Source organism: Streptomyces sp. NBC_00247 (assembly GCF_036188265.1).
Lineage (GTDB): Bacteria > Actinomycetota > Actinomycetes > Streptomycetales > Streptomycetaceae > Streptomyces.
Map to the genome: position 1 here is coordinate 3882834 of NZ_CP108093.1, position 24775 is coordinate 3907608.

Consider the following 24775-nt stretch of genomic DNA (forward strand, 5'->3'; position numbering starts at 1 on the left):
CGCCAACTCGCCCGGCCCACCGGGAGATCGTCGGACGCTCGCCCGCCGCCCTCGTCAACTTGCGGAATACGTCGCACCGTTATGGACACCGTGAGAGAGCGCGTGTTCTCCTGCATGCCGAGTGGTTGATTTTGCAACGTGAGAAAGCGGCCGGGGCGGTGGGGACGAGCCGTGGACCGGCGTACGGATGAACGGAGTCGCACGTGAAGTCCGCATCGAAGAGCCGTGGCGGAAGCCCACGGGTACGCCGGAGAGTGGGTGCGCTCGCCGCTCTGGCGGTGGCCGCCTCGACGACCCTGACCGGCGCGGGAACCGCCGTCGCCGGCGGGAGTCACGCAGTCCGGATACCGACCGTCACCTCCGGGGGTGCCCGCTTCGAGATCCTCTCGCCGACCCTCGTGCGCACCGAGTACGCGGGTGACGGCAAGTTCACCGACGATCCGACGTTCAACGCGATCGGGCGGGACGGATTCACGCCGACCGCCTACACCGCGCGGACGAAGGACGGCTGGCTGACCGTCCGGACGAGCGCGATGACCCTGCGCTACCGGGTCGGCTCGGGTGCGTTCGACGCCGAGAACCTCTCCGTCCGGCTCGACGCGGGCGAGCAGCCCGTGACCGCCGCTCCCTGGCAGCGGCTCGTCTGCGAGCTCGGCGCGCTCTGCGAGGCGGAGGGCCTCCGGCTCGAAGGTCTCGGCACGGCGTCCGACCACACCGGCCACAGCGGAGCCGCCTTCGCCGCGGGCTTCGAGGCGACCGGCAGTTCGGTCTCCACTGACATCGATGTCACCGCCGACGGTGCCTACCGGTTCGCTCTGCGTTACGCCAATGCCCAGGGCGGCGACGGCAAGACGGAGACCCGCACCCTCTCGCTCTCCGTGGACGGCGGCACCCCGCAGAAGGTCGAGCTGCCCGCCACCGCGAATTGGAACACCTGGGCCAAGGCCACCGCACAGCTGAAGCTGACCAAGGGGCAGCACACGGTCGCGCTGACCCGGACCGCCTCGGACTCCGGCTCGGTGAACCTCGACAGCGTCGCCCTGCTCCCGGCCGACGGCGACTCGTACCCCTCCGCCGACACCACCGCCATCAAGAGCTGTCTCTACGGCACGAGTTGCGAGGCGGAGTCCGCCCGGACGGCCGGTACGGCCACCGGCGCCCTGGACCACCAGGGGTACGCGGGCAACGGCTTCGTCGCCGAACTCAACCAGGGGTCCAGCCTCACCACCCACCTGGTCGGCGTACCCGCCGACGGCGTCTACACGCTCCGGGTGCGGTACGCCAACGGCCAGGGCGGCGACGGCCTCCACCAGACGCGCACCGCATCCGTGGTGAGCACCGGGTCGTCGGCCGGATCGACCGCGTCGACCACGGCCAAGGGGGCCGTGTCGTCGACCGCGACCCTCCAACTCCCCGCCACCAAGGACTGGGACGACTGGCAGACGGCCTCCGTCCCCGTCACCCTCAAGGCGGGCGCCGACGACCTCACCCTCGGCTGCCCCGACGGCGGCAGCTGCCACATCAACGCGGACACCCTCTCGGTGGCCTCCCCGAAGTCGCCCGCACCGCAGCCGCACCTCGCGCTCGGCGGGTACCGCCGCGGCCTGGACGGGGTGAACGGCGACAACCCGGCCCCCGTCACCACCACGCCGGGCCTGCTCAGCCAGGACGGCTGGTACCTCCTCGACGACTCCCCGTCGGCCCTGTACGACCTCACGTCGAAGAAGGTCCGCCCCCGCCCCGCGCACGGCGGCGCCCCCTACCAGGACGGTTACGTCTTCGGGTACGGCCACGACTACAAGCAGGGCCTCGCGGACCTCGCCACCCTGACCGGGCCGCCCGCCCTGCTGCCCACCTGGGCCTACGGGGTCTGGTACTCGGAGTACTTCGACCGTACGGCCGCCGACTACCAGGACACGATCCTGCCGGCGTTCCGCGCGGAGGGCGTGCCGCTCGACGTCCTGGTGACCGACACCGACTTCAAGGCCGGTGACACCTGGCGCGGTTGGGAGATCGACGAGAACAAGTTCCCCGACGCCGAGGGCTTCTTCGACTGGTCGGACACCCAGGGACTGCACAACACGCTCAACACGCACCCGAGCATCCAGGGTTCCGACCCCCAGTTCGCCCAGGCGCAGGCCACCGCCAAGGGCAAGCTCGCCAAGGGCGCCTGCGGGAGCGACTGCTACACCTTCGACTTCGGCGACGCGGACCAGCTCAAGGCCTACATGGACCTGCACCGGACCATGGACGAGCAGGGCGTCGACTTCTGGTGGCTCGACTGGTGCTGCGACTCCTCGCAGTCCTCGCTGCGGGGCGTGACCCCCGACGCGTGGATCAACCAGAGTTACGCCGACGACTCCGCCCCGGCCATCGGCCGCGGCTTCGTCATGTCCCGCGCCTACGGCTCGCTCCAGGCCGGCGGGTACAGCGGCCAGCAGGCCCTGCCGACCGGGCCGTGGGCGGACAAGCGCACCACCCTCCACTTCACCGGTGACACCCTCTCCACCTGGGGCACGCTGCGCTTCGAGGTCGGCTACACCCCGGGCGAGTCCGCGGCGACCGGCATGGCCTCCATCACCCACGACATCGGCGGCCACGTCGACACGACGGGTCTCGCCGGTTCGGAGAAGGGCACCAACAAGCTCCCCGACGACCTGTACGCCCGCTGGGTCCAGCTCGGCACCTTCCAGCCCGTCGACCGTCTGCACAGCAACCACAGCGACCGGCTGCCCTGGCAGTACGGCCCGGCGGCCCGTAAGTCGGCCGACGCGTTCCTCAACCTCCGCGAGAACCTGGTGCCTTACACCTACACCCTCGCCGAGGAAGCGAACCGCACCGGCGTACCGATCGTGCGCCCGACCTACCTGGAGTACCCGGAGGAGGCGGCGGCCTACGCGGCGGCCGACAGCGAGTACTTCTACGGCTCCGACGTCCTGGTCGCCCCCGTGACCACGCCCGGCGAGTCCACCACCACCTCGGTGTGGTTCCCGGCGGGCAGCCAGTGGACCGACTGGTTCACCGGCAAGACCTACCAGGGCGGCACCACGCAGGACGTGGCCACCACCCTCGACACGATGCCCGTCTTCATCAAGTCCGGCGGCATCATGCCCACCCGCACCGAGAACGTCACCGACAACGACCGCAACCCCCTGACCGACGTCACCCTCTCCATCGCCTCCGGCGCCAACGGCTCGTACCAGCTGTACGAGGACGACGGCACCACCGCGACGACGAAGGCCCGGAGCGCCACGACGACCGTCACCTACAAGGAGAAGGCTTCGGGGAAGGGCTCCGGGAAGAGCTCCCTCAGGACCGTGTCGATCGGCGCGCCCAAGGGCTCCTACCAGGGCCAGGTCAAGAACCGCCGCTGGACCCTCTCCCTCCTGGGCACCACCCATGCCCCCACCGAGGTGACCGCCCACGGCAAGCGCCTCTCCCGCGACGCCTACCACTGGGACAGCGCGACCGGCACCCTCACCGTCACCCTCCCCGACCAGTCCGTGCACGCGCCGGTCACGGTGACCGTGCGGTAGCGTCCGGCGACGGAACGCACGGCGGCCCCGCGCGCACCGGACGACGAACGCCTCGGCGTCCCGTCGTCCCGGTGCGGCGGGGCCGCCGTGCGTTCGGCGGGCGGTCCGGTGAGGCGCGGTCCGGGGGCGATGAACCCGCAGGTCGCAAGAGTGCTCCCCGCGCGTGCGGGGTCGCCCACCCTCGCCCGGCCGGGCATCCACCCCACCACCCGCCGCGTCTACGCTGCCTCCATGATTCGCACCGCCACCGCAGCAGACGTCCCCGCCATCCACGCCATGATCCGTGAGCTGGCCGACTACGAGAAGGCGCTCGACGAGGCGCAGGCCACCGAGGAGCAGTTGCACGAGGCTCTCTTCGGCGAACGGCCCGCCGCGTACGCGCACATCGCCGTCTCCGACGAGGACGGCGAGAGGGTCGGCTTCGCGCTGTGGTTCCTCAACTTCTCGACCTGGCGCGGCGTCCACGGCATCTACCTGGAAGACCTCTACGTGCGCCCCGAGCGCCGGGGCGGCGGTCACGGCAAGGCCCTGCTGACCGAACTCGCCCGGATCTGCGTGGACCGGGGCTACGGCCGCCTGGAGTGGTCGGTGCTCGACTGGAACACCCCGTCCATCGGCTTCTACGAGTCCCTGGGCGCCCGCCCGCAGGACGAGTGGACCGTGTACCGGCTGACGGACGAGGCGCTGGGGCGGCTGGGCGGGGCGGAGTAGATCCGTACGCGACGTGCCGCCCGCAGGCGGGCGCGCGGATCTGCACGGCCGCTCCGGCGTGCGCTGGTCCACCCCGGGGCTGCGCCGCGCGGGCTGACCCGGCAGCGGTCGGGCAGGGCGGGGCCTTCGGCTGTCCGAGCCGTACGCCACGATGGGCCCATGGCAGCGAGCGCGGGCAGGAACAGCAGCAGGGGCACCACCGGGAAGAGCACCGCCGGCAGGCGCAAGGAGATCGCGGCGGCGCGGCGGCCGGAGGTGCGGTTGCCGCCGCTCGCCCCGTACGAGGACGCCGAGCTGGAGGCGGACGGCGACTACGACGGGCTGCGGTTCTCCTCCGTGGACCTCGCCGACCAGTCGGGGCGCGGCGCCCGGTTCATGGACTGCGCGCTGGACGGCTGCGCCCTGGACCGTACGGAGCTGGTGCGGGCCCGGTTCCTCGACTCGGTGCTGACCGGCGTACGGGGCGTGGCCACCGAGCTCGCCGAGGCGTCGCTGCGGGACGTGGAGATCGTGGACGCGCGCCTCGGTGGGGTGCAGATGCACGGGGCAGTGCTGGAACGGGTGCTGGTGCGCGGCGGGAAGATCGACTACCTGAACCTGCGCGGGGCCAAGCTCACCGACGTCGTCTTCGAGGGGTGCGTGCTCTTCGAGCCGGACTTCGCGGACGCCCGTCTCGTACGGGTCGAGTTCCGCGACTGCGTGCTGCGGCGGGCCGACTTCAGCAACGTCACGATGGACTCGGTGGACCTGCGGCCCGCCGCCGAGCTGGACATCGCGCGGGGTGTGGAGCGGCTGGCGGGCGCGGTGATCAGCCCGGTGCAGCTGATGGAGCTGGCCCCGGCGTTCGCGGCGCAGATCGGGGTCCGGGTGGAGCCGTGAGCCGGTGTCCCCCTGGTCCTCAGATGCGCGGGAAGCGCGCCTGGAGGTCCCAGATCACCGGGTTGTCCGCGAGACCGTCGTGCATGTCGGAGAGGTCGGCGATCAGGTCCTGGAGGAAGTCGCGGGCCTCGCGGCGCAGCAGGGAGTGGCTGAAGGTGAGCGGCGGCTCGTCGGCGTGCATCCAGTCGGCCTCGACGTCCACCCAGCCGAACCGGCGCGCGAAGAGCATGCGGTCGCTGGACTCGGTGAAGTCCAGTTCGGCGAACTGCTCCCGGTGCGAGCGGTTGCCGCGCGGGTCCTGGTCGATCTGCTCGACGATGTCGCAGAGCGCCCACGCGAAGTCGAGCACCGGCACCCATCCCCAGGCTGTGGACACTTCGCGGTCCGCCTTGGTGTCCGCGAGGTACACGTCCCCGGAGAACAGGTCGTGCCGCAGCGCGTGGACGTCCGCGCGGCGGTAGTCGGTCTGCGGGGGGTCGGGGAAGCGACGCGAGAGGGAGTAGCCGATGTCGAGCACGGTTCGATGGTGTCATGCCGGGAGCGGGCGGCGGGACGGCCGGGGGACCGGCCGCAGTGACGTGCGGCACCGGTCCTCCCACACCCCTCGGGTCGGCGGGCTCGCGGGAGCGGGCTCACGTCGGCGGGCTCACGGGAGCAGGCGTTGCTCGTTGGCCTTGGCGACAGCACCGGCGCGGGTCTCGACGCCCAGCTTGTCGTAGATGCGCCCCAGGTGGGTCTTGACCGTCGCTTCGCTGATGAAGAGCGCGCGGGCGATGTCCCGGTTGCCGAGCCCCCGGGCGAGCTGCCCGAGGATGTCCCGCTCGCGGTCGGTGAGCGCGGGCGGCGGGGTGCGCAGCCGGGCCATCACCCGGTCCGCGACGGGCGGCGACAGCGTGGTGCGGCCCTGTGCGGCGGACCGGATCGCGGCGAACAGTTCCTCCGGGCGCTCCGCCTTCAGCAGGTAGCCGGTGGCGCCCGCGCCGATCGCCCGGGTGATGTCGGCGTCGGTGTCGTACGTCGTGAGGACGAGCACGTGGGGGCCCGTTCCGGTGCCGCCCGTGCCGCCGGTCTCTCCGGCGGCGGCGGTGATCCGGCGGGTGGCCTCGACGCCGTCCATGCCGGGGCCGAGCTGGAGGTCCATGAGGACGACGTCCGGGGTCAGCCGGGCGGCCAGGACCACGGCCTCCTCGCCGCTGCCGGCCTCGGCCACGACGTCGAGGTCCGGCTCGCTGCCGAGCAGGGCGAGCAGCCCGGCGCGGACGACGGCGTGATCGTCGCAGACCAGGACGCGTACGGTACGGCGGTTCATACGGGCTCCTCGGGGGCGGCGACCGACGTGGTGGGTTCGTGCGCCGGGGCGGTCGCCGGGTCCGGCAGCGGGATCTCCGCCGAGAGCACGGTGCCCTCGCCGGGTGCCGATTCGACGGCGAGCCGTCCGCCGAGCTGCCGTACCCGGGCGCGCATCGCGGGCAGCCCGTGGCCCCGGCCGGCCGGAGCGCCGCGCTGTTCGCCGCCGCCCGCAGGCGCGTCGGTGGCGAACCCTCGGCCGTCGTCCGCGACGTCGAGGACCACCCGGTCGCCCAGGTGGGTCAGGGTGAGCGCGGCGTGGGTGGCACCGGCGTGCTCGGCGACGTTGGCGAGCGCGCCCTGGGCGATGCGCAGCAGCGCCGACTGCACCCGGTCCGGCAGCGGGTGCCGGGCGGTGCCCTCCACGTGGCAGCGCACGGCGGGCCCGCCCGTGGCGGTGGCCCGTGCGGCGAGCGCGTGGAGGGCCGCCTCCAGACCGTCGCCCTCCGCGAGGTCGGCCGGTGCCAGGTCGTGGACGAAGCGGCGGGCCTCGGCGAGGTTCCGGGCGGTGATGCCCGCCGCCGTACGGACGTGGGCGCGGGCGGTGGCCGGTTCGGTGTCCCAGGTGCGCATCGCGGCCTGGAGCAGCATCCGCTGGCTGGAGAGGCCCTGCGCGAGGGTGTCGTGGATCTCCATGGAGAGCCGCTGGCGCTCGGCGAGGGTGCCCTCGCGGCGTTCCGTCGCGGCCAGTTCGCGTCGGGTCCGGACCAGGTCGTCGATGAGTTCGCGCTGGCGCAGAGCGAGTTCCTGCTGGCGGTCGGCCTGGCGGCGGACGTGGACGAGGACGGCGGTCGCCACGGCGGCGACGGCGGGCGGCGCCAGCACGAGGTTCGGGTCGAAGCCGGTGGCGAGCCGCAGTTGAGCGGCCACCACGAAGGCCGTGAGCAGGGTGACCAGGACGAGCGCGGCGCGGGGCGGGAGGAGCCGCAGCCCGGTGGAGAAGAGCGGTACGGCGCACCACGCGAAGCTCGGCGCGAGGACGACCAGCACCATCCAGACGGCGACGAGCCCCGTGAGCCAGGCGAACCGGCGCGGGGTGGGCCGCGAGCCGAGCACCGGGCCGAGGGCGTAGACGACGGCGAGGGTGACGGACAGTCCGACGACCCAGGGGGTGCGGGCCTCGCCCGGATGGCGCGTCAGGAACCGTGCGAGCGAGGCGCCCAGCAGCAGGAAGAACGCGGCGTGCAGCAGGAGCGCCAACCACCGGGCGTCCGGATCGGGTGTGCGCACCACGGACGACCCCGGGCGCGCCGGTCCGCCGCCCGCCGGTCCACTGTCCGCCGGTCCACCGTCCGCCGGAGCACCGCCCGCCGGTCCGTCCCGCCCCGGACCGGTTCTCCGCCGCACCTCGTACCCGCCTCACGCTTGTCGTCGTCGGTGCTCCCGGCGCCTCTGCCGTGAGCTGGGCGGACGCGCCCGTGCCTCCTCCATGGTGACCCGGCCGGGCGGGGCCCGCATCAACCGATCGGCCGATGGAAGAGTCCGCCGGACCGCGCCGGAGGCCGAGCCGGTACGAGGACGGTACGGGCCGTGTCCCGGCCGGAGCATCGATACCGGAGCGCCACCGCCGACCGGCCGGGCGCCGCACCGAACCCGGAGGAACCGCCATGAACGTCACGTCCCCCGCCGCCCCCTCGTCCCCCGCTCCCACCGGCCGCAGGTTCTCGCTGCGGGCCCGGGTCCTGACCGGTGCGGTGGCCGTCGCCGCCCTGGGCGCGGGCACGTTCGGCGCGGTCTCCGCCAGCGCCTCGGCCCCCTCGTCCGCCTCCGCCGCCGTCTCGGCCGACACAGCGAACCGGAACCTCCAGCAGACGACCCACCTCACCGTCGCCGCCGCCACGAAGGCGGCGCAGGCCGTGCTCGACGCCGCGCAGAAGGAGAACCAGCGGGTCTCGGTCGCCGTCGTGGACCGGGACGGCACCACCATCGTCAGCCTGCGCGGCGACGGTGCCGGGCCGCAGTCCCCCGAGTCCGCCGAGAAGAAGGCGTACACCGCCGTCTCCTGGAACGCCCCCACCTCCGAGCTGGTCGAGCGCCTGGACCAGGCGCCGACGCTGAAGGACATTCCGGGCACCCTCTTCCTCGCGGGGGGCGCCCCGGTCCAGGTCAAGGGCGCTCCCGTCGCGGCGGTCGGCGTCGCCGGAGCTTTGAGCGGTGACCTCGACGAGAAGTTCGCCCGCGCGGGAGTCGCCGCACTCGGCCGCTGACCCCGGCTCCCGCACCCGGCTCCCGCACCCGGCTCCCGTCCCGTGCCCGCACCTCCCCGCCCCCGCCCCCGCGCGGGGGCGGGGCGCGGTGCGTGCCGGGTACATAGGATCGCGCCGTGAAGCCCCGTATCCCCGCACGTCGGAGCGGTGCCGTGCGCCAGGTCGGTCCCGCCGGCCGGAGCGGTCCCGTACCGCGGCGTGGCCGCGCGGGTCGGAGCCGGGTCGGCGCCGTCGCTCTGCTGCTCGCCTGCGCCGTCCTCGGCGGCACCGCCTCGTCCTGTACGGGCGCGGGGGCCGGGGTGGCGGGGACGCCGGGGGCGGCCGGGGCGCGCGATCCGTACTTCCCGAAGCTCGGGAACGGCGGCTACGACGTCACCCACTACGACCTCAGGCTCACCGTCGACCGGAGCGCCGCCCACCTGACGGGCACGGCGACGATCACCGCCCGCGCCACCCAGGACCTGAGCGCCTTCCACCTCGACCTCGTGGGGCTCGACGTCACGGGGGCGACCGTCGAGGGGCGGCCCGCCGCCGTGAACCGGGCGGGCGGCGAGCTGGTCCTCCGCCCCGCCACGCAGGTGGCCGGCCGCCTGCGGAAGGGCCGTACCTTCGAGACGGTCGTCCGGTACTCCGGCGCGCCCCGCACCCTGACGGACGCGGACGGGACCCACGAGGGCTGGCTGCGGACGGCGGACGGGGCCGTCGCCCTCGGCGAACCGGCGGGCGGGCCGACCTGGTTCCCCGGCAACCACCACCCGAGCGACAAGGCCACCTACACCGTCGCGGTCACCGTCCCCGAAGGGCTCGCGGCCGTGTCCAACGGCGAACTCGTCTCCCGTCGCACGAGCGGCGGCGCCGGGACCACCACGTACACCTGGCACACCGGCGAACCCATGGCGAGCTACCTGGCGACGGTCGCGATCGGTCGTTTCCGCACGGAGGAGACCCGCACCGGTGACGGCCTCACGGTGTTCACCGCCGTGGACCCCGAGGTGGCGGCGGAGGCGGAGCCGGAACTCGCGCGGATCGGGCAGATCCTGGCGTGGGAGGCGGAGCGGTTCGGGCCGTATCCGTTCCGTTCGGCGGGCGCGATCGTGGACCGGCCCGAGGACTCCGAGTACGCGCTGGAGACGCAGAACCGCCCGTACTACCCGGGCCCACCGACCACCGGCCTCCTCGTCCACGAACTGGCGCACCAGTGGTTCGGCGACTCGGTCACCCCGGCCACCTGGCGGGACATGTGGCTCAACGAGGGGTTCGCGACGTACGCGGAGTGGCTCTGGAGCGAGGACCACGAGGACACCCCGGTACGGGAGAACTTCGAGAGGGCCTTCGCCGACGACGCGAACTGGGCCTTCCCGCCGGCCGAGCCGCCGACCGCCGCCGACGTCTCGCAGCCGCCGGTGTACGGGCGCGGCGCCATGGTCGTGCACCGGCTACGGCTCGCGGTGGACGACGACGGGAGGTTCTTCGCGCTGCTCAAGGGCTGGACCGGGGCGCACCGGCACGGCAACGCCTCGACGGCCGACTTCACGGCGTACGCGGAGAAGGCGACGGGCCTGGACCTGTCCCGGCTCTGGTCGGTCTGGCTGTACGGCGACGAGCGCCCGGCGGACGGGACGGCTCCGGATCTGCCCTGAGCGTGTCTGAACGGTCCTGCCGGTCGGTGGTCGGACACGGCCCGGCGCTGGCCGAACCGCTCAGGGCCTCCGCCGCGTGCGCGGGGGAGGCCCTGAGTGCGGTGCGCTTACCGCGCGAGTGGGTGCGGGTCGCGTCAGAGGTTGACGCCGAAGTCCTGCGCGATGCCGCGCAGACCCGAGGCGTAACCCTGGCCGACCGCGCGGAACTTCCACTCGGCGCCGTTGCGGTAGAGCTCGCCGAAGACCATGGCGGTCTCGGTGGCGGCGTCCTCGCTGAGGTCGTAGCGGGCGATCTCGGTGCCACCGGCCTGGTTGATGATGCGGATGAAGGCGTTCCGCACCTGGCCGAAGTTCTGGCTGCGGTTCTCGGCGTCGTAGATGGAGACCGGGAAGACGATCTTGTCCACGTCGGCCGGCAGGCCCGCCAGGTTGACGTTGATCTGCTCGTCGTCGCCCTCGCCCTGGCCCGTGACGTTGTCACCGGTGTGGACGATGGTCTGGTCCGGCGTCGACTTGTTGTTGAAGAAGACGAAGTGGCCGTCGGAGACGACCTTGCCCGTCGGGTTCACCGCGATCGCCGAGGCGTCGAGGTCGAAGTCGGTGCCGGTGGTGGTGCGGACGTCCCAGCCGAGGCCGACCGTGACGGCGGTCAGGCCCGGTGCCTCCTTGGTGAGCGAGACGTTGCCGCCCTTGGACAGGCTTACTGCCATGGGAAGTCCCTTTCCTCGTCGTGTGCGGGCTTCGTGCCATCACGAAAGCTACCGTCACCCGTCCTAACGCGGAGGGGAGGCCACGAGGTTCCAGGTCCCTTTACTTTCTTTGCCGAACTTTCGTCCGGTACGTCCCTACCGCATCGCGCCGGTGGGCCCGGCAGGGCGTGGCGCCGTCCGGAAGGCGTGGTGCCGTCAAAAGAAGGTGACGGACCGCCCGGCCGCCGGGGACACTGGGTGTCATGTCCGGGCCCTATGTCATCCGCGGTGCGGTCTCCCTGCCGGAGGCCGAGCTCATGTGGCGTTTCTCGCGGTCCTCCGGGCCCGGGGGACAGCACGTCAACACCAGCGACACCCAGGTGGAGCTGCGCTTCGACCTGGCCGCCACCGAGGTGCTGCCCGAGGTCTGGAAGGAGCGCGCGCTGGAGCGGCTGGCCGGCCGGCTCGTCGACGGGGTCGTGTCCGTACGCGCCTCCGAGCACCGCTCCCAGTGGCGGAACCGCGAGACGGCCGCCGTGCGGCTCGCCGCGCTGCTGGCGGAGGCGACGGCGCCGCCGCCCGCGCCCCGGCGGAAGCGCAAGATCCCGCGCGGGATCAACGAGCGCCGCCTGCGGGAGAAGAAGCAGCGCGGCGACACCAAGCGGGGCCGCTCCGGCCGCGACTGGTGACAGCGCCGTGTTCCCAGGGTTCTCAGGGTTCTCAGGGTTCTCAGGGTTCTCCGGGTTCCGAGCTCCGGGTTCCGAGCCCCGGGCTCCTCAGCCCAGCGTCCGGTAGTTCCCCTTGAAGTAGAGCAGCGGCTCGCCGTCCGCGGCCGCCGGCACCGTCGCCGTGAGCACCCGTCCGATCACGAGGGTGTGGTCGCCCGCCAGGATCCGCTGCTCGGTCCGGCACTCCAGGGTCGCCAACGCCCCGCTCACCAGCGGCGCCCCGGAGACCTCGCCGCGCGCGTGCGGGACGTCCGCGAAGAGCAGCCGGTCGCTGATCCGGCCCTTCATCGAGAACCGGGACGCGATCTGACGCTGTCCGGCGGCCAGGACGGAGACCGCCCAGAGCGGCTGTTCGGCCAGCAGGTCGTCCATGCGGGAGTCGTTGCGCAGGCTGACCAGCACCAGTGGCGGGTCCAGCGATACCGACAGGAAAGCCGTCGCGGTCATCCCGGCCTCTTCGCCGCGCTCGCCCTCGTCGGCGGCCGGCTCCTCGGCGGTGACCAGCACCACGCCTGCGGCCAGCCGTGCGAGAGCGGCCCGGAACTCGTCGTTGCTCACCCCCTCAGCATGGGGGACGGCATCGGGGTGCGGGGGGAGGGTCTTCGTATGCGGCACACTCGCACGCTAGTCGGGCCCGATAGGGGCCCGCATCGGGCCAGGGGACCAGCCAGGACCTAGGTCTCCGGGCCAGGAAGGCGCCTGACGCACCCGCCGCGGGGCGCGTGCGCGCATTCCCGCCGATATACGCACGCACGCCCGCCGATATGTTCGCGCATTCCCGCCGGGATGTTCGCGCACGCCTGCCGGCGGGAAGCCGGTGGACTCGTGGATGGCGCACGCCGGTAGCGTGGACAGCCGCCGCGCACCGCCGACGTGAAGGAATGCGCCCGGAGTGCGCCGGAGCGAATGGCCACATGAGGAACAAGCTGACGCGCCTTTACGTTCTGTTGTGACATGGCTCACAGAGAGCGATATTTAGTTGACCCTGTGTACCGGCTGCACAGCTCGCTGTGATTCAGTGGCGAGGACACTGCGATAAGTACGTCGATATGACATCTGGAGTTGCTGTCGAGGTCTCGGGGAGAGCGAGCAATGGAGGCCGAGTCGGAGCCCTACGTCCGTCTTGCGACCATGCGGCAGCTGCACCAGGCCGTCGCTGATCTCAATTCGGCGCGCAGCCTTGCCGACACGCTGCAGACCGTGGCGGACGGGATCGTCACCGGTCTCGGCTACGAGCTGGGCTGCGTCAATCTCGTCCAGCCGGACGGTGAACTCGTCGTGGCCGCGTTCGCGGGCAACAACGCGGCCGAGGCGCTGATCACCGGCCGCACCGGTTCCCGCACCGCCTGGGAGCGCCGGCTGAACATGGGGGAGGCCTGGGAGGATCTGCGGTTCATACCGCACACCGAGGGCTGGGTACTCCTCGACGACGACGTGCCGCAGTGGCACACCGAGGGCCCCGAGCCCCGCTTCGAGGACGAATGGCACCCGCTGGACCGCCTCTACGCCCCTATGTACACGAGCACCGGCGGTCGGGACCGCGGTGACCTCCGGGACCTGCTCGGCGTGCTCTCCGTGGACCGCCCGCGCAACGGCCGCCGGCCCGGCGCCTGGGGCCGCGAAGCGCTCCAGATGTACGCCTCGCAGGCCGCGATAGCGATAGGCAACGCCCGGCTCCGCGCCAACATGCAGCGCGCGCTGGTCCGTCTCGAACGCGAGCAGCAGGCGCTGCGGGCCAGCGAGGAGTCCTTCCGCCAGGCCTTCGAGTACGCCCCCAGCGGCATGGCCATCGCGGAGGTGGGCGGTGAACAGCACGGGCGGCTGCTCCGTACCAACGACGCCCTCTGCCGGCTCCTCGGGCGCCCGGCCTCGGTGCTGCGCCGCCACTCCTTCGCCGATCTGGTCCATCCCGAGGACCTCGGCACCCTGCTCCGTACGTCCGCCGAGGGCGGGCGGGCCGAGCTGCGGCTCGGCCGGCGTGACAGCACGTACCTCTGGGTCTCGCTCCGCAACTCGGTGGTCGCGGACACCACGGACGGGCCGCGCTTCCTCCTCACGCACGTGGAGGACATAGAGGAGCGCAAGCGGCACGAGCTGAACCTCGCGCACCGCGCCTCGCACGACGCCCTCACCGGACTGCCCAACAGCGCGGAGCTGCGTTCCCGGCTCAGCGAACGGCTCTGCGAGCGCCCGCACGCCACCGCGGCCACCGCGATCGAGGCGCTGGACGCGGCGTACGGGGACGTGGAGGCCAGGGGCCACGGGTACGACGTCGATCCGGGCGCCGCCGGCATCCCCTACGACCACCACGTCCACACGGTGGCGCCGGACCCGGCGCGCGACGACGGGGCCAAGGGGCTCGCGGTCCTCTTCTGCGATCTCGACGGCTTCAAGTCCATCAACGACCGGTTCGGTCACACGACGGGTGACGCGGTACTGATCGAGGTGGCCCGCCGCCTCAGCACATGCGTGCGGGACGGGGACACCGTCGCCCGTCTCGGAGGTGACGAGTTCGTCGTGCTCGCGGACGGGCTCGGCGCGGCGGACGCAGCCGACCTCGCGGTACGCCTGCGGAACGCGATCATCCCGCCCATCAGGGTGGACGGCAGGGCGGTCCGGGTCGGAGCGAGCTTCGGCATCGGCTGGGCCGAGTGCGGGATGAGCGTGGAAGAGGTCCTGGCCTCGGCGGACCAGCGGATGTACGTGGAGAAGCGGTCGCGGGCGAAGGTTCACCGCAGAGCCGGATGACGTTTACTGGATGGTTCGCCGCCCGGCCCCGTACCGGGGCGGGGCGGGCAGCCGGGTCCGGGACACATTCGGCGGATGCTCCGTACGAGGTAGGCTCGCCCGGTCGGCGACGGCTGACGACATGTGGAGGAGTGACCCAGGGATGACGGCCGGAAACAACGGCGAGAGCAAGCCCGAGGACGACGACCCGTTCGGCTATCTGTACGAGGACGGGCAGGCGGCGGGCGCCCAGCCCCCCGGCGGTGGCGGCTACGGCTACCCCGGACCGGCTGCTCAGCCGGGTATCCCCCGGACCTCCTACAACCAGGTGCGGGCCGTCGGAGAGCGGCAGTACGGGCAGGTCCCGCCGCAGCAGGCCTATGGTCAGCCCCAGCAGCAGTACGGCCAGCCCCAGCAGCCCTACGGTCAGCAGCCGCCGCAGTACGGTCAGCAGCCCTACGGTCAGCCCGCCGCCCAGTACGCGGCCCCGGAGACCTACCCCGGCGGTGCCGTGACGACGTCCGGTTCGGTCGGGCACGGTGGCGGCGGCGCCGGGCGGAGCGGGAACGGCGGCCGTGGCGGCCCCAACACCAAGGCCATCCTCGGTGGCGCCATCGCGGTCGTCGCGGTCGTGCTGATCGGTATCGCCGCCGCCCTGACCACGGGCGACGGTGACAAGGACGACCAGAAGAACGACGCCTCGGCCTCGGCGGCCCCCAGCGACGACACCCAGAAGTCCGAGTCGCCCGAGCCCACCGCCTCGGACGAGCCGGCCGAACTGCCGAAGCAGGACGCCGCAGCGCTCAGCCTCGGCGGCACGGCCTCCCTGGAGAACACGATTCCGGGCGCCAAGAGCGCCAGCGGGCGCTACATCAGCCTCAACGAGGTCGGCCGGTCGGCCACCTGGACGGTCGAGGTGCCGGAGGCCGGGGCGTACACCCTGTACGTGACGTACGGCGTGCCCGGCAAGGACGCCAAGACGACCCTGACGGTCAACGCCGAGGCGCCCCGCTCCATCAACATGAAGAACTACGCGCAGGCGGCCGAGGGCGACGCGGCGAAGGGCTGGACGAACACGTACGCCTACGTCAACCTCACCAAGGGTTCCAACACCCTGAAGCTCTCGTGCGAGGTCGGCGACCTGTGCGACGCCAACCTGGACCAGCTCTCGCTGAAGGCCGGGCAGCAGCAGTAACGGTGGGCCGTGGGCCGTGCGGTGCGAGGCGCGAGGTGCCGGTGGCCCGGAGCACGGACGAGTGGTCCGGACGGTTCAGAGCACCGGTGCGAGAGGTTCCACGGTGACGCGGGGCAGCAGGTCCGTGCAGGCGTCCGCGTCGAACTCCCCGGCCGCCGGGGTCAGTACGGTCGCGGCGGACAGGGCGACCGCGCGGGCGGTTCCCGGGATCGTGCCGAAGAGACGGCCATGGGCCCAGAGGGTGTCCGGAGGGCGGGCACCGAGCGTCCGAGGTGCGTGCCCGCGGCGTCCGCGGACGGCCGGCCGCGGACGCTCCTCGGCCACCGTGCGGCCGGCCGGGAGGCGTTCAGAGCCGCAGGTGCATGATGTGCAGTCCGACGTACCCGGCCTCCGGGTGCAGGAAGCCCTCGGGCAGGGTGCCTATGACCTCGAATCCGAGTGATGCGTAAAGCTTCACTGCGTGGACGTTCGTCTCCACCACCGCGTTGAACTGCATGGCGCGGTATCCCTGTTCTCGTGCCCAGTCCACGGTGTACGCGCACAGCGCCCGGCCCACGCCCTGCCCGGAGTGGGCCGGGTCGACCATGTAGCTGGCGCTCGCGATGTGCGAGCCGTTGCCCTGGTGGTTGCGGTTCATCTTCGCGGTGCCGAGGACGGTCCCCGCACCGTCCACGGCGACGACCGTGCGGTTCGGGTGCGGCAGCAGCCACCAGCCTCCGCCCTGTTCTTCGTCGAGGTCGGTGGGGTAGGTGAAGGTCTCGCCTGCGGCGACGATCGTGTGGAAGAAAGGCCAGATGGCCGGCCAGTCCTCCGTGGTGGCTTCCCTGATCAGCATGGGAACAGCCTGTCCTGCGGGGACGGTGGTGACAACGCCGTTTCGCGGGTGGCGATGTACCGTCCCCGTCAGGGTGATTCAGAGGGTCAAGAGGTTTCAGGCGCCCTTCGGCTCGACGACCCACTCGCCCTTGCGCATGACACCCTTGAGGGCGAACGCCTCGTCGAGTACCACCAGGTCGGCGTCCTTGCCGGTCTCCAGCGAGCCGATCCGGTCGTAGAGGCCGAGCAGCCGGGCGGGGTTGACGGAGATGGACCGGACGACGTCTTCGACCGGGATGCGGTCGATCGTCACGGCCCGCCGGAACGCGGTGTCCAGGGTGAGCGTGGACCCGGCGATCGAGCCGCCCTCCACCAGCCGGGCGACCCCGTCCTTGACCTCGACCGCGAGCGGGCCGAGCTGGTACGCGCCGTCGCCGAAGCCGGCCGCGTCCATGGCGTCGGTGATCAGCGCGACCCGGGCGGCGCCCGCGTGGTGGTAGGCCACCTCCAGGGCCGCCGGGTGCAGGTGCGTACCGTCGTTGATCAGCTCGACGGTGATCCGCTCGTCCTCCAGCAGCGCCGCGATCGGGCCGGGGGCGCGGTGGCCGAGGGTGGGCATCGCGTTGAAGAGGTGGGTCGCGACGGTGGCGCCCGCGTCGATCGCCTCGACGGTCTGCTCGTAGGTGGCGTCGGTGTGGCCGATCGCCGCGATGACGCCCTGCTCGGCGAGGAGCCGCACCGAGTCGAGCCCGCCGGGGAGTTCGGTGGCGAGCGTCACCATCTTCGCGGTACCGCGTGCGGCCTTCAGCAGGGTCTGGACGGCGGCCGGGTCGGGGTCGCGCAGCAGCGCCTCGCTGTGCGCGCCCTTGCGGCAGGGCGAGATGAAGGGGCCCTCGAAGTGGATGCCCGCGATGTCGCCCTGTTCGGTCAGCTCGGAGAGGACCCCGGCCCACTGGCCGAGGAAGTCCAGGGTGTCGGTGACGGTGGAGGCGACGACGGTGGTCGTGCCGTGTTCGCGGTGTGTCCGTACGCCCGTCAGCACCTGGTCCACCGAACCCGCGGTGAAGGACGCGCCGCCGCCGCCGTGGTTGTGCATGTCCACGAACCCGGGGACGACCCAGTGGCCGGTCAGGTCGATGGTCCGGGCGTCCTCGCGGGCCCCGTCCACGATCCGTGTGCCCTCGACGGCCAACCGGCCGTTCACCTCCGTGCCCCCGGGCCGTACGACCCGGGCACCGGTGAGAACCGTGCTGTCTGCGCGTCCGGCCATCAGACGGATACCTCCGTGGCGAGTAGATCCCAGGCGAGCAGCCCCGCGCCCAGGCATCCGGCGGTGTCCCCGAGGGTCGCCGGGACGATGTGGGGCAGTGTCTGGAACGTGACGCGTTCCTCGACGGCCGCACGCAGTGGTGTGAACAAGGTTTCCCCCGCCTCGGCGAGCCCGCCACCGATGATGAGTGTGCGCGGGTCCAGCAGGGTGATCGCGGTGATCAGTCCGGCTGCCAGCGCGTCGACGGCGTCCGCCCAGACGCGCAGGGCGGCCGGATCGCCGGCATCGACGGCCCGCGCGCAGTCCGCCGCGTCCTGGGTGGGGTCGCCGCAGGCGGCGGCCCAGGCACGGGTGACGGCGGCGGCGGAGGCGAGCGTCTCCAGACAGCCGCGCTGACCGCAGCCGCACTCCGGGCCGTCCGGCCGGACCACGATGTGCCCTATCTCCCCGGCGCTGCCGTGCGCGCCCGCCTCCACGACCCCGTCGATGCCGATCGCGCCGGCGATGCCGGTGCCGAGGGCGACGAAGAGGAAGCGGTCGGTGCCGTGTCCGGCCCCGCCGCGGCCTTCGGCCAGTCCTCCGGTGCGGACGTCGTGGCCGAGCGCGACGGGGACGGAGCCGAGCCGTTCGCCGAGGAGGTCGCGCAGCGGCAGGTCGCGCCAGCCGAGGTTGGCGGCGTAGACCGCGATGCCCCGCTCGGCGTCGACGATGCCCGGAACGGCCACCCCCGCGGCGACGGCGGGCTCGCCGAAGTGCTCCTCGCCGTACGCGCGCAGATCGGCGGCGAACCCGAGGATGGTCTCGACCACCGCGTCGGGACCGCGCTCCCGTCCGGTGGCCCGTCGCTCCTCGTGCAGGAGGGTGCCGTCGGCTCCGACCAGCGCGGCCTTCATTCCCGTGCCGCCCACATCGAGGGCGATGACATGTCTCACGGGGGACAGTTTCGCCCGTCGACCTCAAAAGGTCTAGTCCACTATTCCGCTTTGTATTGGGTGCATACAAAAATCGCGGGCGGTGGGGCGCCCGGGTGGCACTGTCCGGGGGGCGCGTTACGTTGGTCGGCATGACCGCCCCCGAGAACGGAAACGGAACCGCAGGCTCGGAGGAGACCGGCGCCGCGAGCACGGAGGAGACCGGCGCCGCGAGCACGGAGGAGACCGGCGCCGCGAGCACGGAGGAGACCGGCGCCGACGAGACCGCCGACCCGACCACCGCCGAACCCACCGCCGAAGTGACCGTGGGCCCGGACGTGAGCGCGAGCACCGGGGCCCTCTCCGCCCGGGACCGTGCGCTGCTGGCTCTGGAACGGCGGTCCTGGGCGAGCCCCGGCGCGAAGGAACGCGCCATCCGCGAGGAGCTGGGCCTCTCCCCGGTCCGGTACTACCAGCTGGTGAACGCCCTGATCGAGGACCGTCGCGCGCTGGAGGCCGACCCCGTGACGGTCAACCGTCTGCGCCGCGTACGGGACGCCAAGCGGAGCCGGCGCTGAGCGGGGCCCCCGGCAGCACGGGCGACCCGCGTACCTGGAGCGTCCGGCGTCGGCGCGCGCGACCCGAGCCACGCCCTACGGCCGCGGCCAGGGCCGTCCCGACAGCCGCTCGATGTCGGTGTTGAACCGCTTGAGGTAGCCGGCGAAGGTCTCCACGTCCTCCGGCGACCACTTCTCCAGCACCAGCCCGAGCCCGCTCGCGTTCCTCTCGCGCTCCACGTCGAGCCGCCGCGCGCCCGCTTCCGTGATCCGGAACTTGCGGGCCATGCCCCCCGACGGGTCGGGGATGCGTTCCACCAGTCCGGCCTGCATCGCGGCGGCGGTCTGCCGGTTGAGGGTGGACGAGTCGAGCCCGAAGGCGTCGCTCAGTTCCTTGATGGACATCGGCCCCTGTACGCGGATGCGGCTGAGCAGGACGTACGCGCTCCGCTCCAGCACGTCGTCCTTGCGCCGTCCGTTGGCGGTGCGCAGGAAGATGTGGCGGCTGAGCAGCATCTGTTCGTACTCGACCTGCTGGATGGGGTCGTCCATGCGTCTCGCTCCTTGGTGCTGTCCCGCGCTCCCTCCCTCCCGAGGTTACGGGGCGTGCGCGGGGCACCGCCCCGGCGCACGGGGTGCGGTCTCGGCAGGTCCGCCCCTCCCTCGCTAATGTCTGAGCATGGGCACCCACCTGGACCACCTGCCGACTCCGTCCACCGAAGCGGGCCGCGAAGGGCTCGCCGCGCTCCTGGCCCGGCCGGACCGGGCGGTGGTGGCGCTCGACTTCGACGGCACCCTCGCCGAGATCGTGGCCGACCCCGAGCAGGCGCGGGCCCATGCCGACGTGCTGCCCGCGCTCGCCGCCCTCGCGCCGAAGATCGCGTCCGTCGTCGTGATCACCGGCCGCCCGGCCGCCGTCGCGGTCGCGCACGGCGGGTTCGCGGGGGTCCCCGGCCTGGAGCACCTGGTGGTTCTCGGCCATTACGGCGCCGAGCGCTGGGACGCCGCCTCCGGTGAGGTGGCCGCCCCGCCGCCGCATCCCGGCCTCGCCGCCGTCCGCGCGGAGCTGCCGGCGCTGCTCGACGGGCCCGAGGTGCTGCGCGGCACCTGGGTGGAGGAGAAGGGGCAGGCCGTCGCCGTCCACACCCGCCGCGCCACCGATCCGCAGGCCGCGTTCGAGCTGCTGCGGGAGCCGCTGGGCGGGCTCGCCGCGCGCCACGGGCTGATCGTCGAGCCGGGCCGCCAGGTCCTGGAGCTGCGCCCGCCCGGGGTCGACAAGGGCGTCGCGCTCACCGGGTACGCGGCGGAGGTGGGGGCGGGGTCGGTGCTCTACGCGGGCGACGACCTCGGTGACGTCGCGGCCTTCGCGGCGGTGGAGAAGCTGCGTTCCGGCGGTCCGGACCCGGTGCCCGGGCTGCTGGTGTGCAGCGGCGGCACCGAGGTGCCGGAGCTGGCCGACCGGGCCGACCTGATCGTGCCGGGCCCGGCGGACGTCGCGGCGCTGCTGGCGACCGTGGCCGCGAACATCTGAGGGTGGCTGGGAGGAGCCGCGAGCGGGGCGGGTCTCACCCCTCCCGCAGCGCCTCCAGCTGCTGGAGGAACCACGCCTGCGGGGGCAGCGCGGTCGCTGCCTCCGCGAGCCGGGCCGACCGCTCGGCCCGCTCCCGCTCGTCCATGCCCAGTGCCTCGTGCAGGGCCTCGGCCGTCGCGCTGACGTCGTACGGGTTCACCACCAGCGCGTCGGCGCCCAGCTCCTCGTACGCACCGGCCTCGCGGGACAGCACCAGGGCGACCCCGTGGTCGGAGACGACCGGGACCTCCTTGGCGACCAGGTTCATGCCGTCCCGGATGGGGTTGACCAGCGCCACGTCGGCCAGCCGGTAGGCGGCGAGCGAACGGGCGAAGTCGTCCTTCACGTGCAGGACGACCGGGGTCCAGGTGTCGGAGCCGTACGCCTTGTTGATCTCGTCGGCCAGCTCCTGGACCGCCGCCGTGTACTCCCGGTAGACCGCGAGGTCCTGGCGGGAGGGGTAGGCGAAGGCGACGTGCACGACGCGTTCGCGCCACTCGGGGTGGTTGTCGAGGAGGGTGCGGTAGGCGTGCAGCCCGCGCACGATGTTCTTGGACAGCTCGGTCCGGTCGACCCGGACGATCGTCTTCCGGTCGCCGTCGCCGCCGATCTGCTCGCGCAGCGCGGCCATCCGCTCGTCCACGTCCGGCTCGTGCGAGCGGGCGAGCAGGAAGTCGCCGTCGGCGCCGAGCCCGTGCACGCCGATGCGCGTCCCGCTGGTGCCGCCGAGGATCTCGGTGCAGCAGCCGATGAACGCGTCGGCCCAGCGGCGGGTGAGGAAGGCGGCCCGGTCGGCGCCGAGGATGCCGCGCAGCAGCTGTTCGCCGATGTCGTCGGGGAGCAGCCGGAAGTAGTCGACCGGCGCCCACGGGGTGTGCGAGAAGTGGCCGATGCGCAGGTCGGCGCGGAGTTCGCGGAGCATGCCGGGGACCAGCGCGAGGTGGTAGTCCTGCACCAGCACGGCGGCGCCCTCGCCCGCCTCCTCGGCCAGCGCCTCGGCGAAGGCCCGGTTGTACGTCTCGTACGCGGCCCACTGGCGCCGGAACTCGTCGTCGAAGACCGGCTCGACGGGGGTCTGGTAGAGGAGGTGGTGGACGAACCAGAGCACGGAGTTGGCGATGCCGTTGTAGGCGTCGGTGTGCACGCCGGCGTCGATGTCGAGCATCCGGACGCCCTCTTCGCCGACCCCGCGCCGGACCGCCTCGCGGTCGCCTTCGCTCAGCGCGGCGCAGACCCACACCTTGTCGTCGACGGCGCTCAGCCCGGAGACGAGGCCGCCCCCGCCCCGGCGTGCGTCGAGGGAACCGTCCTCGTTCAGCGTGTACGACACGGGGCCGCGGTTGGACGCGACGAGGACCTGGGCTGCGTGCTCGGAGACCATGTAGCGGAACCTAGCCCGATACGTAACCCCCCAAACGTGTTCGGGCTCTCAAGCGGCGCGGCGGGTCGTGTACTCGGCGATCTCCCGGACCGGCGGCCGTTCCTCGGTGTCCACCACGTAGGTGTGCGGCCGGAAACCGTCCTCGTCCCGCTCGAACTGGGTCAGCATCGGACGGACCAGATGCCCCCGGGAGAGCCGCAGCTGCGCGGTCCGGTAGATGGTGGCGGCCATCCGTCCCAGCGCCTGCCCGTCCTGGTGGCGGTGGCGGCGGACGCCGACGTCCACCTGGGCCAGCGCGTCGAGCCCCACCGTGTGCAGCGCGTCCACCAGGAGCCCCAGCTCCACGCCGTACCCGACCGGGAACGCCAGCTGCTCCAGGAGCCGGCGCCGGACCGCGTACTCGCCGCCCAGCGGCTGGACGAAGCCGGCGAGTTTCGGCCAGTGCAGATTGAGCAGCGGGCGTGCGACCAGTTCGGTGACGCGGCCGCCCTGCGCGGGAGTTCCGGCGGGGGCGTGCCCGTCCTCCAGCGGCCGGTCGTACATCGCCTTGACGAACTGGATGCCCGGGTCGGTCAGCAGCGGGCCGATGATGCCGGAGACGAAATCGGCGGAGAAGTCCTTGAGGTCGGCGTCCACGAAGCAGACGATCTCGCCGCTGGTCACGAAGAGCGACCGCCAGAGCACCTCGCCCTTGCCGGGGACGGCGGGCAGCCGGGGGAGGATCGCGTCGCGGTGCACCACCCGGGCTCCGGCCGCGCGGGCGACGGCGGAAGTGGCGTCGGTGGAGCCGGAGTCGATCACCACCAGCTCGTCCACCAGCGGGACCTTCTCCATCAGCTCGCGGCGGATGACGCGCACGATCTCGCCGACCGTCGCCTCCTCGTTGAGCGCGGGCAGTACGACGCTCACCGAGGAGCCCCGCGGGTCCCGGTCCCGGGCGGCCAGGAGACGGTCCAGGGGGCGGTCGGAGGCGGCCCAGGAACGGCGGGTCAGCCAGCTGTCGACCTCTTCCAGCACGGGCGCTACTCCCTGTTTGTGATCCATCTCGCGGTTCGGACGACTACCTCAACCGTCGGGTGCTTCGGTTACAGTCTTGAACACAGCTCACCGCCTTCGCATGTCGGGGTCGGAGGGCGGACAAACGCCTGGATCGAACGGTCCAGTGCCATAGCGCTCATCCAGAGGGACTGAGGGAACGGCCCGTTGAAGTCCCGGCAACCCTCCCGCCGGCCGCGAGGCCACGGTGGGGAAGGTGCCAATTCCGTCTTGCGGCGAAACGCGTCGCAAGGAAGATGAGGAGAAAGGGCCTCCGCCATCATGGCTGAACAGATCGCCGAAGCGACGTCCGGAACCGTGGATCTCGGTCCCGCCGACGCGCTTTCCTGCCGCGAGTGCGGCGAACGCTTCCCCCTCGGCCCCATTTTCGCCTGCGCGTCCTGTTTCGGGCCGCTCGAAGTGGCGTACGACCTGCCGAGCGGCTCCCCCGACGAGCTGAAGAAGCGCATCGAAGCCGGCCCGAACAACATCTGGCGCTACGCGCCGCTGCTGCCGGTCCCCGCCGATGTCGCCGACAAGCCCAACATCAACCCCGGCTTCACCAAGCTGGTCAAGGCCGACAACCTCGCCCGCGAACTGGGCGTCACCGGCGCCCTGTACGTCAAGGACGACTCCGGCAACCCGACGCACTCCTTCAAGGACCGCGTCGTCGCCATCGCCGTCGAGGCCGCCCGCGCCTTCGGCTTCACCACCCTCTCCTGCTCCTCCACCGGCAACCTCGCCGGCGCGGTCGGTGCCGCCGCCGCGCGGGCCGGCTTCCGCTCCTGCGTGTTCATCCCGCACGACCTGGAAGAGGGCAAGGTCGTCATGGCCGCCGTGTACGGCGGCGAGCTGATCGGCATCGACGGCAACTACGACGACGTCAACCGCTTCTGCTCCGAACTGATCGGCGACCCGCTCGGCGAGGGCTGGGGCTTCGTCAACGTCAACCTCCGCCCGTACTACGGCGAGGGCTCGAAGACGCTCGCGTACGAGATCTGCGAGCAGCTCGGCTGGCAGCTGCCCGACCAGCTGGTCATCCCGATCGCGTCCGGCTCCCAGCTCACCAAGATCGACAAGGGCCTCCAGGAGCTGATCAAGCTCGGCCTCGTCGAGGACAAGCCGTACAAGATCTTCGGCGCCCAGGCCGAGGGCTGCTCCCCGGTCTCCACCGCCTTCAAGGCCGGTCACGACGTGGTCCGCCCGCAGAAGCCGAACACGATCGCCAAGTCGCTCGCGATCGGCAACCCGGCCGACGGCCCGTACGTCCTGGACATCGCCCGCCGCACCGGTGGTGCGGTGGAGGACGTCGACGACGAGCAGGTCGTGGACGCCATCAAGCTCCTCGCCCGCACCGAGGGCATCTTCGCGGAGACCGCGGGCGGCGTGACCGTCGGCGTGACGCGGAAGCTGATCGAGGCCGGTCTGCTCGACCCGACGCTGACCACCGTCGTCCTGAACACCGGTGACGGCCTCAAGACCCTGGACGCGGTCTCCCCGACCACCGGTCTGACGGCGACCATCCGCCCGAGCCTGGACGCGTTCCGCGACGCGGGCCTCGCGGCGCACTGACCAC

Annotated in this window: 23 protein-coding genes and 1 riboswitch; of the genes, 11 read left to right on the forward strand and 12 right to left on the reverse strand. The window is 72.5% G+C overall.

Features of this window, described 5'->3' with window-relative positions; translation table 11 throughout:
* Nucleotides 1-278 precede the first annotated feature (278 nt).
* The 3 genes from OHT52_RS16605 (at nucleotide 279) to OHT52_RS16615 (ending at nucleotide 5126) form a co-directional block, all read left to right on the forward strand.
* Nucleotides 279-3536, forward strand: a complete 3258-nt coding sequence (locus tag OHT52_RS16605) for a TIM-barrel domain-containing protein (RefSeq protein ID WP_443046796.1) — start codon at nucleotides 279-281, stop codon at nucleotides 3534-3536.
* 231 nt (nucleotides 3537-3767) lie between these two features.
* Nucleotides 3768-4247: a GNAT family N-acetyltransferase gene (locus tag OHT52_RS16610; protein WP_328720986.1), complete on the forward strand. Its 480-nt coding sequence runs from the start codon at nucleotides 3768-3770 to the stop codon at nucleotides 4245-4247.
* A gap of 231 nt (nucleotides 4248-4478) precedes the next feature.
* Complete coding sequence (locus tag OHT52_RS16615; protein WP_328723767.1) at nucleotides 4479-5126, forward strand: pentapeptide repeat-containing protein; 648 nt, start codon at nucleotides 4479-4481, stop codon at nucleotides 5124-5126.
* A gap of 19 nt (nucleotides 5127-5145) precedes the next feature.
* Here OHT52_RS16615 and OHT52_RS16620 read toward each other — a convergent pair whose 3' ends face one another.
* The 3 genes from OHT52_RS16620 to OHT52_RS16630 all read right to left on the reverse strand — a co-directional run bounded on the left by OHT52_RS16620 (nucleotide 5146) and on the right by OHT52_RS16630 (nucleotide 7820).
* Nucleotides 5146-5643, reverse strand: coding sequence for a hypothetical protein (locus tag OHT52_RS16620; RefSeq protein WP_328720988.1), 498 nt, complete (start codon nucleotides 5641-5643; stop codon nucleotides 5146-5148).
* Nucleotides 5644-5772: 129 nt separating this feature from the next.
* Nucleotides 5773-6435: a response regulator transcription factor gene (locus OHT52_RS16625; RefSeq protein WP_328720990.1), complete on the reverse strand. Its 663-nt coding sequence runs from the start codon at nucleotides 6433-6435 to the stop codon at nucleotides 5773-5775.
* Entirely contained in the window at nucleotides 6432-7820 is a 1389-nt protein-coding gene (locus OHT52_RS16630) for a sensor histidine kinase (protein WP_443046594.1), read from the reverse strand. Before OHT52_RS16630 ends, OHT52_RS16625 begins: the two co-directional genes overlap by 4 nt.
* Nucleotides 7821-8080: 260 nt before the next feature.
* Between OHT52_RS16630 and OHT52_RS16635 the strand changes: the two genes are divergently transcribed.
* Both OHT52_RS16635 and OHT52_RS16640 read left to right on the forward strand, forming a co-directional pair.
* The gene (locus tag OHT52_RS16635) at nucleotides 8081-8680 is read left to right on the forward strand and encodes a GlcG/HbpS family heme-binding protein (protein WP_328720994.1); all 600 of its coding nucleotides are present in this window, start codon (nucleotides 8081-8083) and stop codon (nucleotides 8678-8680) included.
* Between the two features lie 236 nt (nucleotides 8681-8916).
* Complete coding sequence (locus OHT52_RS16640; protein WP_328723768.1) at nucleotides 8917-10320, forward strand: M1 family metallopeptidase; 1404 nt, start codon at nucleotides 8917-8919, stop codon at nucleotides 10318-10320.
* A gap of 134 nt (nucleotides 10321-10454) precedes the next feature.
* Here the strand turns inward: OHT52_RS16640 and OHT52_RS16645 are convergent, their stop codons facing one another.
* Entirely contained in the window at nucleotides 10455-11030 is a 576-nt protein-coding gene (locus OHT52_RS16645; protein ID WP_328720996.1) for a TerD family protein, read from the reverse strand.
* A gap of 242 nt (nucleotides 11031-11272) precedes the next feature.
* Between OHT52_RS16645 and arfB the strand changes: the two genes are divergently transcribed.
* The gene (arfB, locus tag OHT52_RS16650) at nucleotides 11273-11698 is read left to right on the forward strand and encodes an alternative ribosome rescue aminoacyl-tRNA hydrolase ArfB (protein ID WP_328720998.1); all 426 of its coding nucleotides are present in this window, start codon (nucleotides 11273-11275) and stop codon (nucleotides 11696-11698) included.
* A gap of 87 nt (nucleotides 11699-11785) precedes the next feature.
* Here arfB and OHT52_RS16655 read toward each other — a convergent pair whose 3' ends face one another.
* On the reverse strand, nucleotides 11786-12295 hold the full coding sequence (locus OHT52_RS16655) for a flavin reductase family protein (RefSeq protein ID WP_328721000.1): 510 nt from the start codon (nucleotides 12293-12295) through the stop codon (nucleotides 11786-11788).
* 534 nt (nucleotides 12296-12829) lie between these two features.
* On the opposite strand from OHT52_RS16655, the gene cdgB reads away from it, so the two are divergent.
* Together cdgB and OHT52_RS16665 are read left to right on the forward strand one after the other, a co-directional pair.
* Entirely contained in the window at nucleotides 12830-14485 is a 1656-nt protein-coding gene (gene cdgB, locus OHT52_RS16660; RefSeq protein ID WP_328721002.1) for a diguanylate cyclase CdgB, read from the forward strand.
* 142 nt (nucleotides 14486-14627) lie between these two features.
* Nucleotides 14628-15659, forward strand: a complete 1032-nt coding sequence (locus OHT52_RS16665) for a carbohydrate-binding protein (RefSeq protein ID WP_328721004.1) — start codon at nucleotides 14628-14630, stop codon at nucleotides 15657-15659.
* 75 nt (nucleotides 15660-15734) lie between these two features.
* Here OHT52_RS16665 and OHT52_RS31500 read toward each other — a convergent pair whose 3' ends face one another.
* The 4 genes from OHT52_RS31500 to OHT52_RS16685 all read right to left on the reverse strand — a co-directional run bounded on the left by OHT52_RS31500 (nucleotide 15735) and on the right by OHT52_RS16685 (nucleotide 18677).
* A complete protein-coding gene (locus OHT52_RS31500) occupies nucleotides 15735-15983 on the reverse strand; it encodes a hypothetical protein (RefSeq protein ID WP_443046595.1) in 249 nt (82 codons plus the stop codon).
* Between the two features lie 22 nt (nucleotides 15984-16005).
* On the reverse strand, nucleotides 16006-16494 hold the full coding sequence (locus tag OHT52_RS16675) for a GNAT family N-acetyltransferase (RefSeq protein ID WP_328721006.1): 489 nt from the start codon (nucleotides 16492-16494) through the stop codon (nucleotides 16006-16008).
* A 96-nt stretch (nucleotides 16495-16590) separates the two neighbouring features.
* A complete protein-coding gene (nagA, locus tag OHT52_RS16680) occupies nucleotides 16591-17745 on the reverse strand; it encodes an N-acetylglucosamine-6-phosphate deacetylase (RefSeq protein ID WP_328721008.1) in 1155 nt (384 codons plus the stop codon).
* On the reverse strand, nucleotides 17745-18677 hold the full coding sequence (locus OHT52_RS16685) for an ROK family protein (protein WP_328721010.1): 933 nt from the start codon (nucleotides 18675-18677) through the stop codon (nucleotides 17745-17747). Before OHT52_RS16685 ends, nagA begins: the two co-directional genes overlap by 1 nt.
* 299 nt (nucleotides 18678-18976) lie before the next feature.
* On the opposite strand from OHT52_RS16685, the gene OHT52_RS16690 reads away from it, so the two are divergent.
* On the forward strand, nucleotides 18977-19234 hold the full coding sequence (locus OHT52_RS16690) for a DUF3263 domain-containing protein (RefSeq protein WP_328723769.1): 258 nt from the start codon (nucleotides 18977-18979) through the stop codon (nucleotides 19232-19234).
* Between the two features lie 75 nt (nucleotides 19235-19309).
* Here OHT52_RS16690 and OHT52_RS16695 read toward each other — a convergent pair whose 3' ends face one another.
* Nucleotides 19310-19765 (reverse strand): MarR family winged helix-turn-helix transcriptional regulator, encoded by a 456-nt coding sequence (locus OHT52_RS16695; protein WP_328721011.1) that lies wholly within the window; start codon nucleotides 19763-19765, stop codon nucleotides 19310-19312.
* 127 nt (nucleotides 19766-19892) lie between these two features.
* On the opposite strand from OHT52_RS16695, the gene otsB reads away from it, so the two are divergent.
* Nucleotides 19893-20744, forward strand: a complete 852-nt coding sequence (gene otsB, locus OHT52_RS16700; RefSeq protein ID WP_328721013.1) for a trehalose-phosphatase — start codon at nucleotides 19893-19895, stop codon at nucleotides 20742-20744.
* 34 nt (nucleotides 20745-20778) lie between these two features.
* On the opposite strand, the gene OHT52_RS16705 is transcribed toward otsB, so the two are convergent.
* A complete protein-coding gene (locus OHT52_RS16705) occupies nucleotides 20779-22164 on the reverse strand; it encodes an alpha,alpha-trehalose-phosphate synthase (UDP-forming) (protein ID WP_328721015.1) in 1386 nt (461 codons plus the stop codon).
* Between the two features lie 48 nt (nucleotides 22165-22212).
* Nucleotides 22213-23181 carry a glucosyl-3-phosphoglycerate synthase gene (locus OHT52_RS16710; protein WP_328721016.1) on the reverse strand — a complete coding sequence of 323 codons (969 nt, stop codon included), beginning with the start codon at nucleotides 23179-23181 and terminating at the stop codon, nucleotides 22213-22215.
* 154 nt (nucleotides 23182-23335) lie between these two features.
* A riboswitch (SAM riboswitch) is annotated at nucleotides 23336-23463 on the forward strand.
* An 18-nt stretch (nucleotides 23464-23481) separates the two neighbouring features.
* Here OHT52_RS16710 and thrC point away from each other — a divergent pair.
* Nucleotides 23482-24771: a threonine synthase gene (gene thrC, locus OHT52_RS16715; RefSeq protein ID WP_328721017.1), complete on the forward strand. Its 1290-nt coding sequence runs from the start codon at nucleotides 23482-23484 to the stop codon at nucleotides 24769-24771.
* Nucleotides 24772-24775: the final 4 nt, after the last annotated feature.

Bases quoted from the DNA above. Each gene is read 5' to 3' on its own strand.
- OHT52_RS16610 (WP_328720986.1), top strand. From the start codon at position 3,768: ATGATTCGCACCGCCACCGCAGCAGACGTCCCCGCCATCCACGCCATG.
- OHT52_RS16625 (WP_328720990.1), bottom strand. From the start codon at position 6,435: ATGAACCGCCGTACCGTACGCGTCCTGGTCTGCGACGATCACGCCGTC.
- OHT52_RS16635 (WP_328720994.1), top strand. From the start codon at position 8,081: ATGAACGTCACGTCCCCCGCCGCCCCCTCGTCCCCCGCTCCCACCGGC.
- OHT52_RS16645 (WP_328720996.1), bottom strand. From the start codon at position 11,030: ATGGCAGTAAGCCTGTCCAAGGGCGGCAACGTCTCGCTCACCAAGGAG.
- arfB (WP_328720998.1), top strand. From the start codon at position 11,273: ATGTCCGGGCCCTATGTCATCCGCGGTGCGGTCTCCCTGCCGGAGGCC.
- cdgB (WP_328721002.1), top strand. From the start codon at position 12,830: ATGGAGGCCGAGTCGGAGCCCTACGTCCGTCTTGCGACCATGCGGCAG.
- OHT52_RS16665 (WP_328721004.1), top strand. From the start codon at position 14,628: ATGACGGCCGGAAACAACGGCGAGAGCAAGCCCGAGGACGACGACCCG.
- OHT52_RS16675 (WP_328721006.1), bottom strand. From the start codon at position 16,494: ATGCTGATCAGGGAAGCCACCACGGAGGACTGGCCGGCCATCTGGCCT.
- nagA (WP_328721008.1), bottom strand. From the start codon at position 17,745: ATGGCCGGACGCGCAGACAGCACGGTTCTCACCGGTGCCCGGGTCGTA.
- OHT52_RS16695 (WP_328721011.1), bottom strand. From the start codon at position 19,765: ATGGACGACCCCATCCAGCAGGTCGAGTACGAACAGATGCTGCTCAGC.
- otsB (WP_328721013.1), top strand. From the start codon at position 19,893: ATGGGCACCCACCTGGACCACCTGCCGACTCCGTCCACCGAAGCGGGC.
- OHT52_RS16705 (WP_328721015.1), bottom strand. From the start codon at position 22,164: ATGGTCTCCGAGCACGCAGCCCAGGTCCTCGTCGCGTCCAACCGCGGC.
- thrC (WP_328721017.1), top strand. From the start codon at position 23,482: ATGGCTGAACAGATCGCCGAAGCGACGTCCGGAACCGTGGATCTCGGT.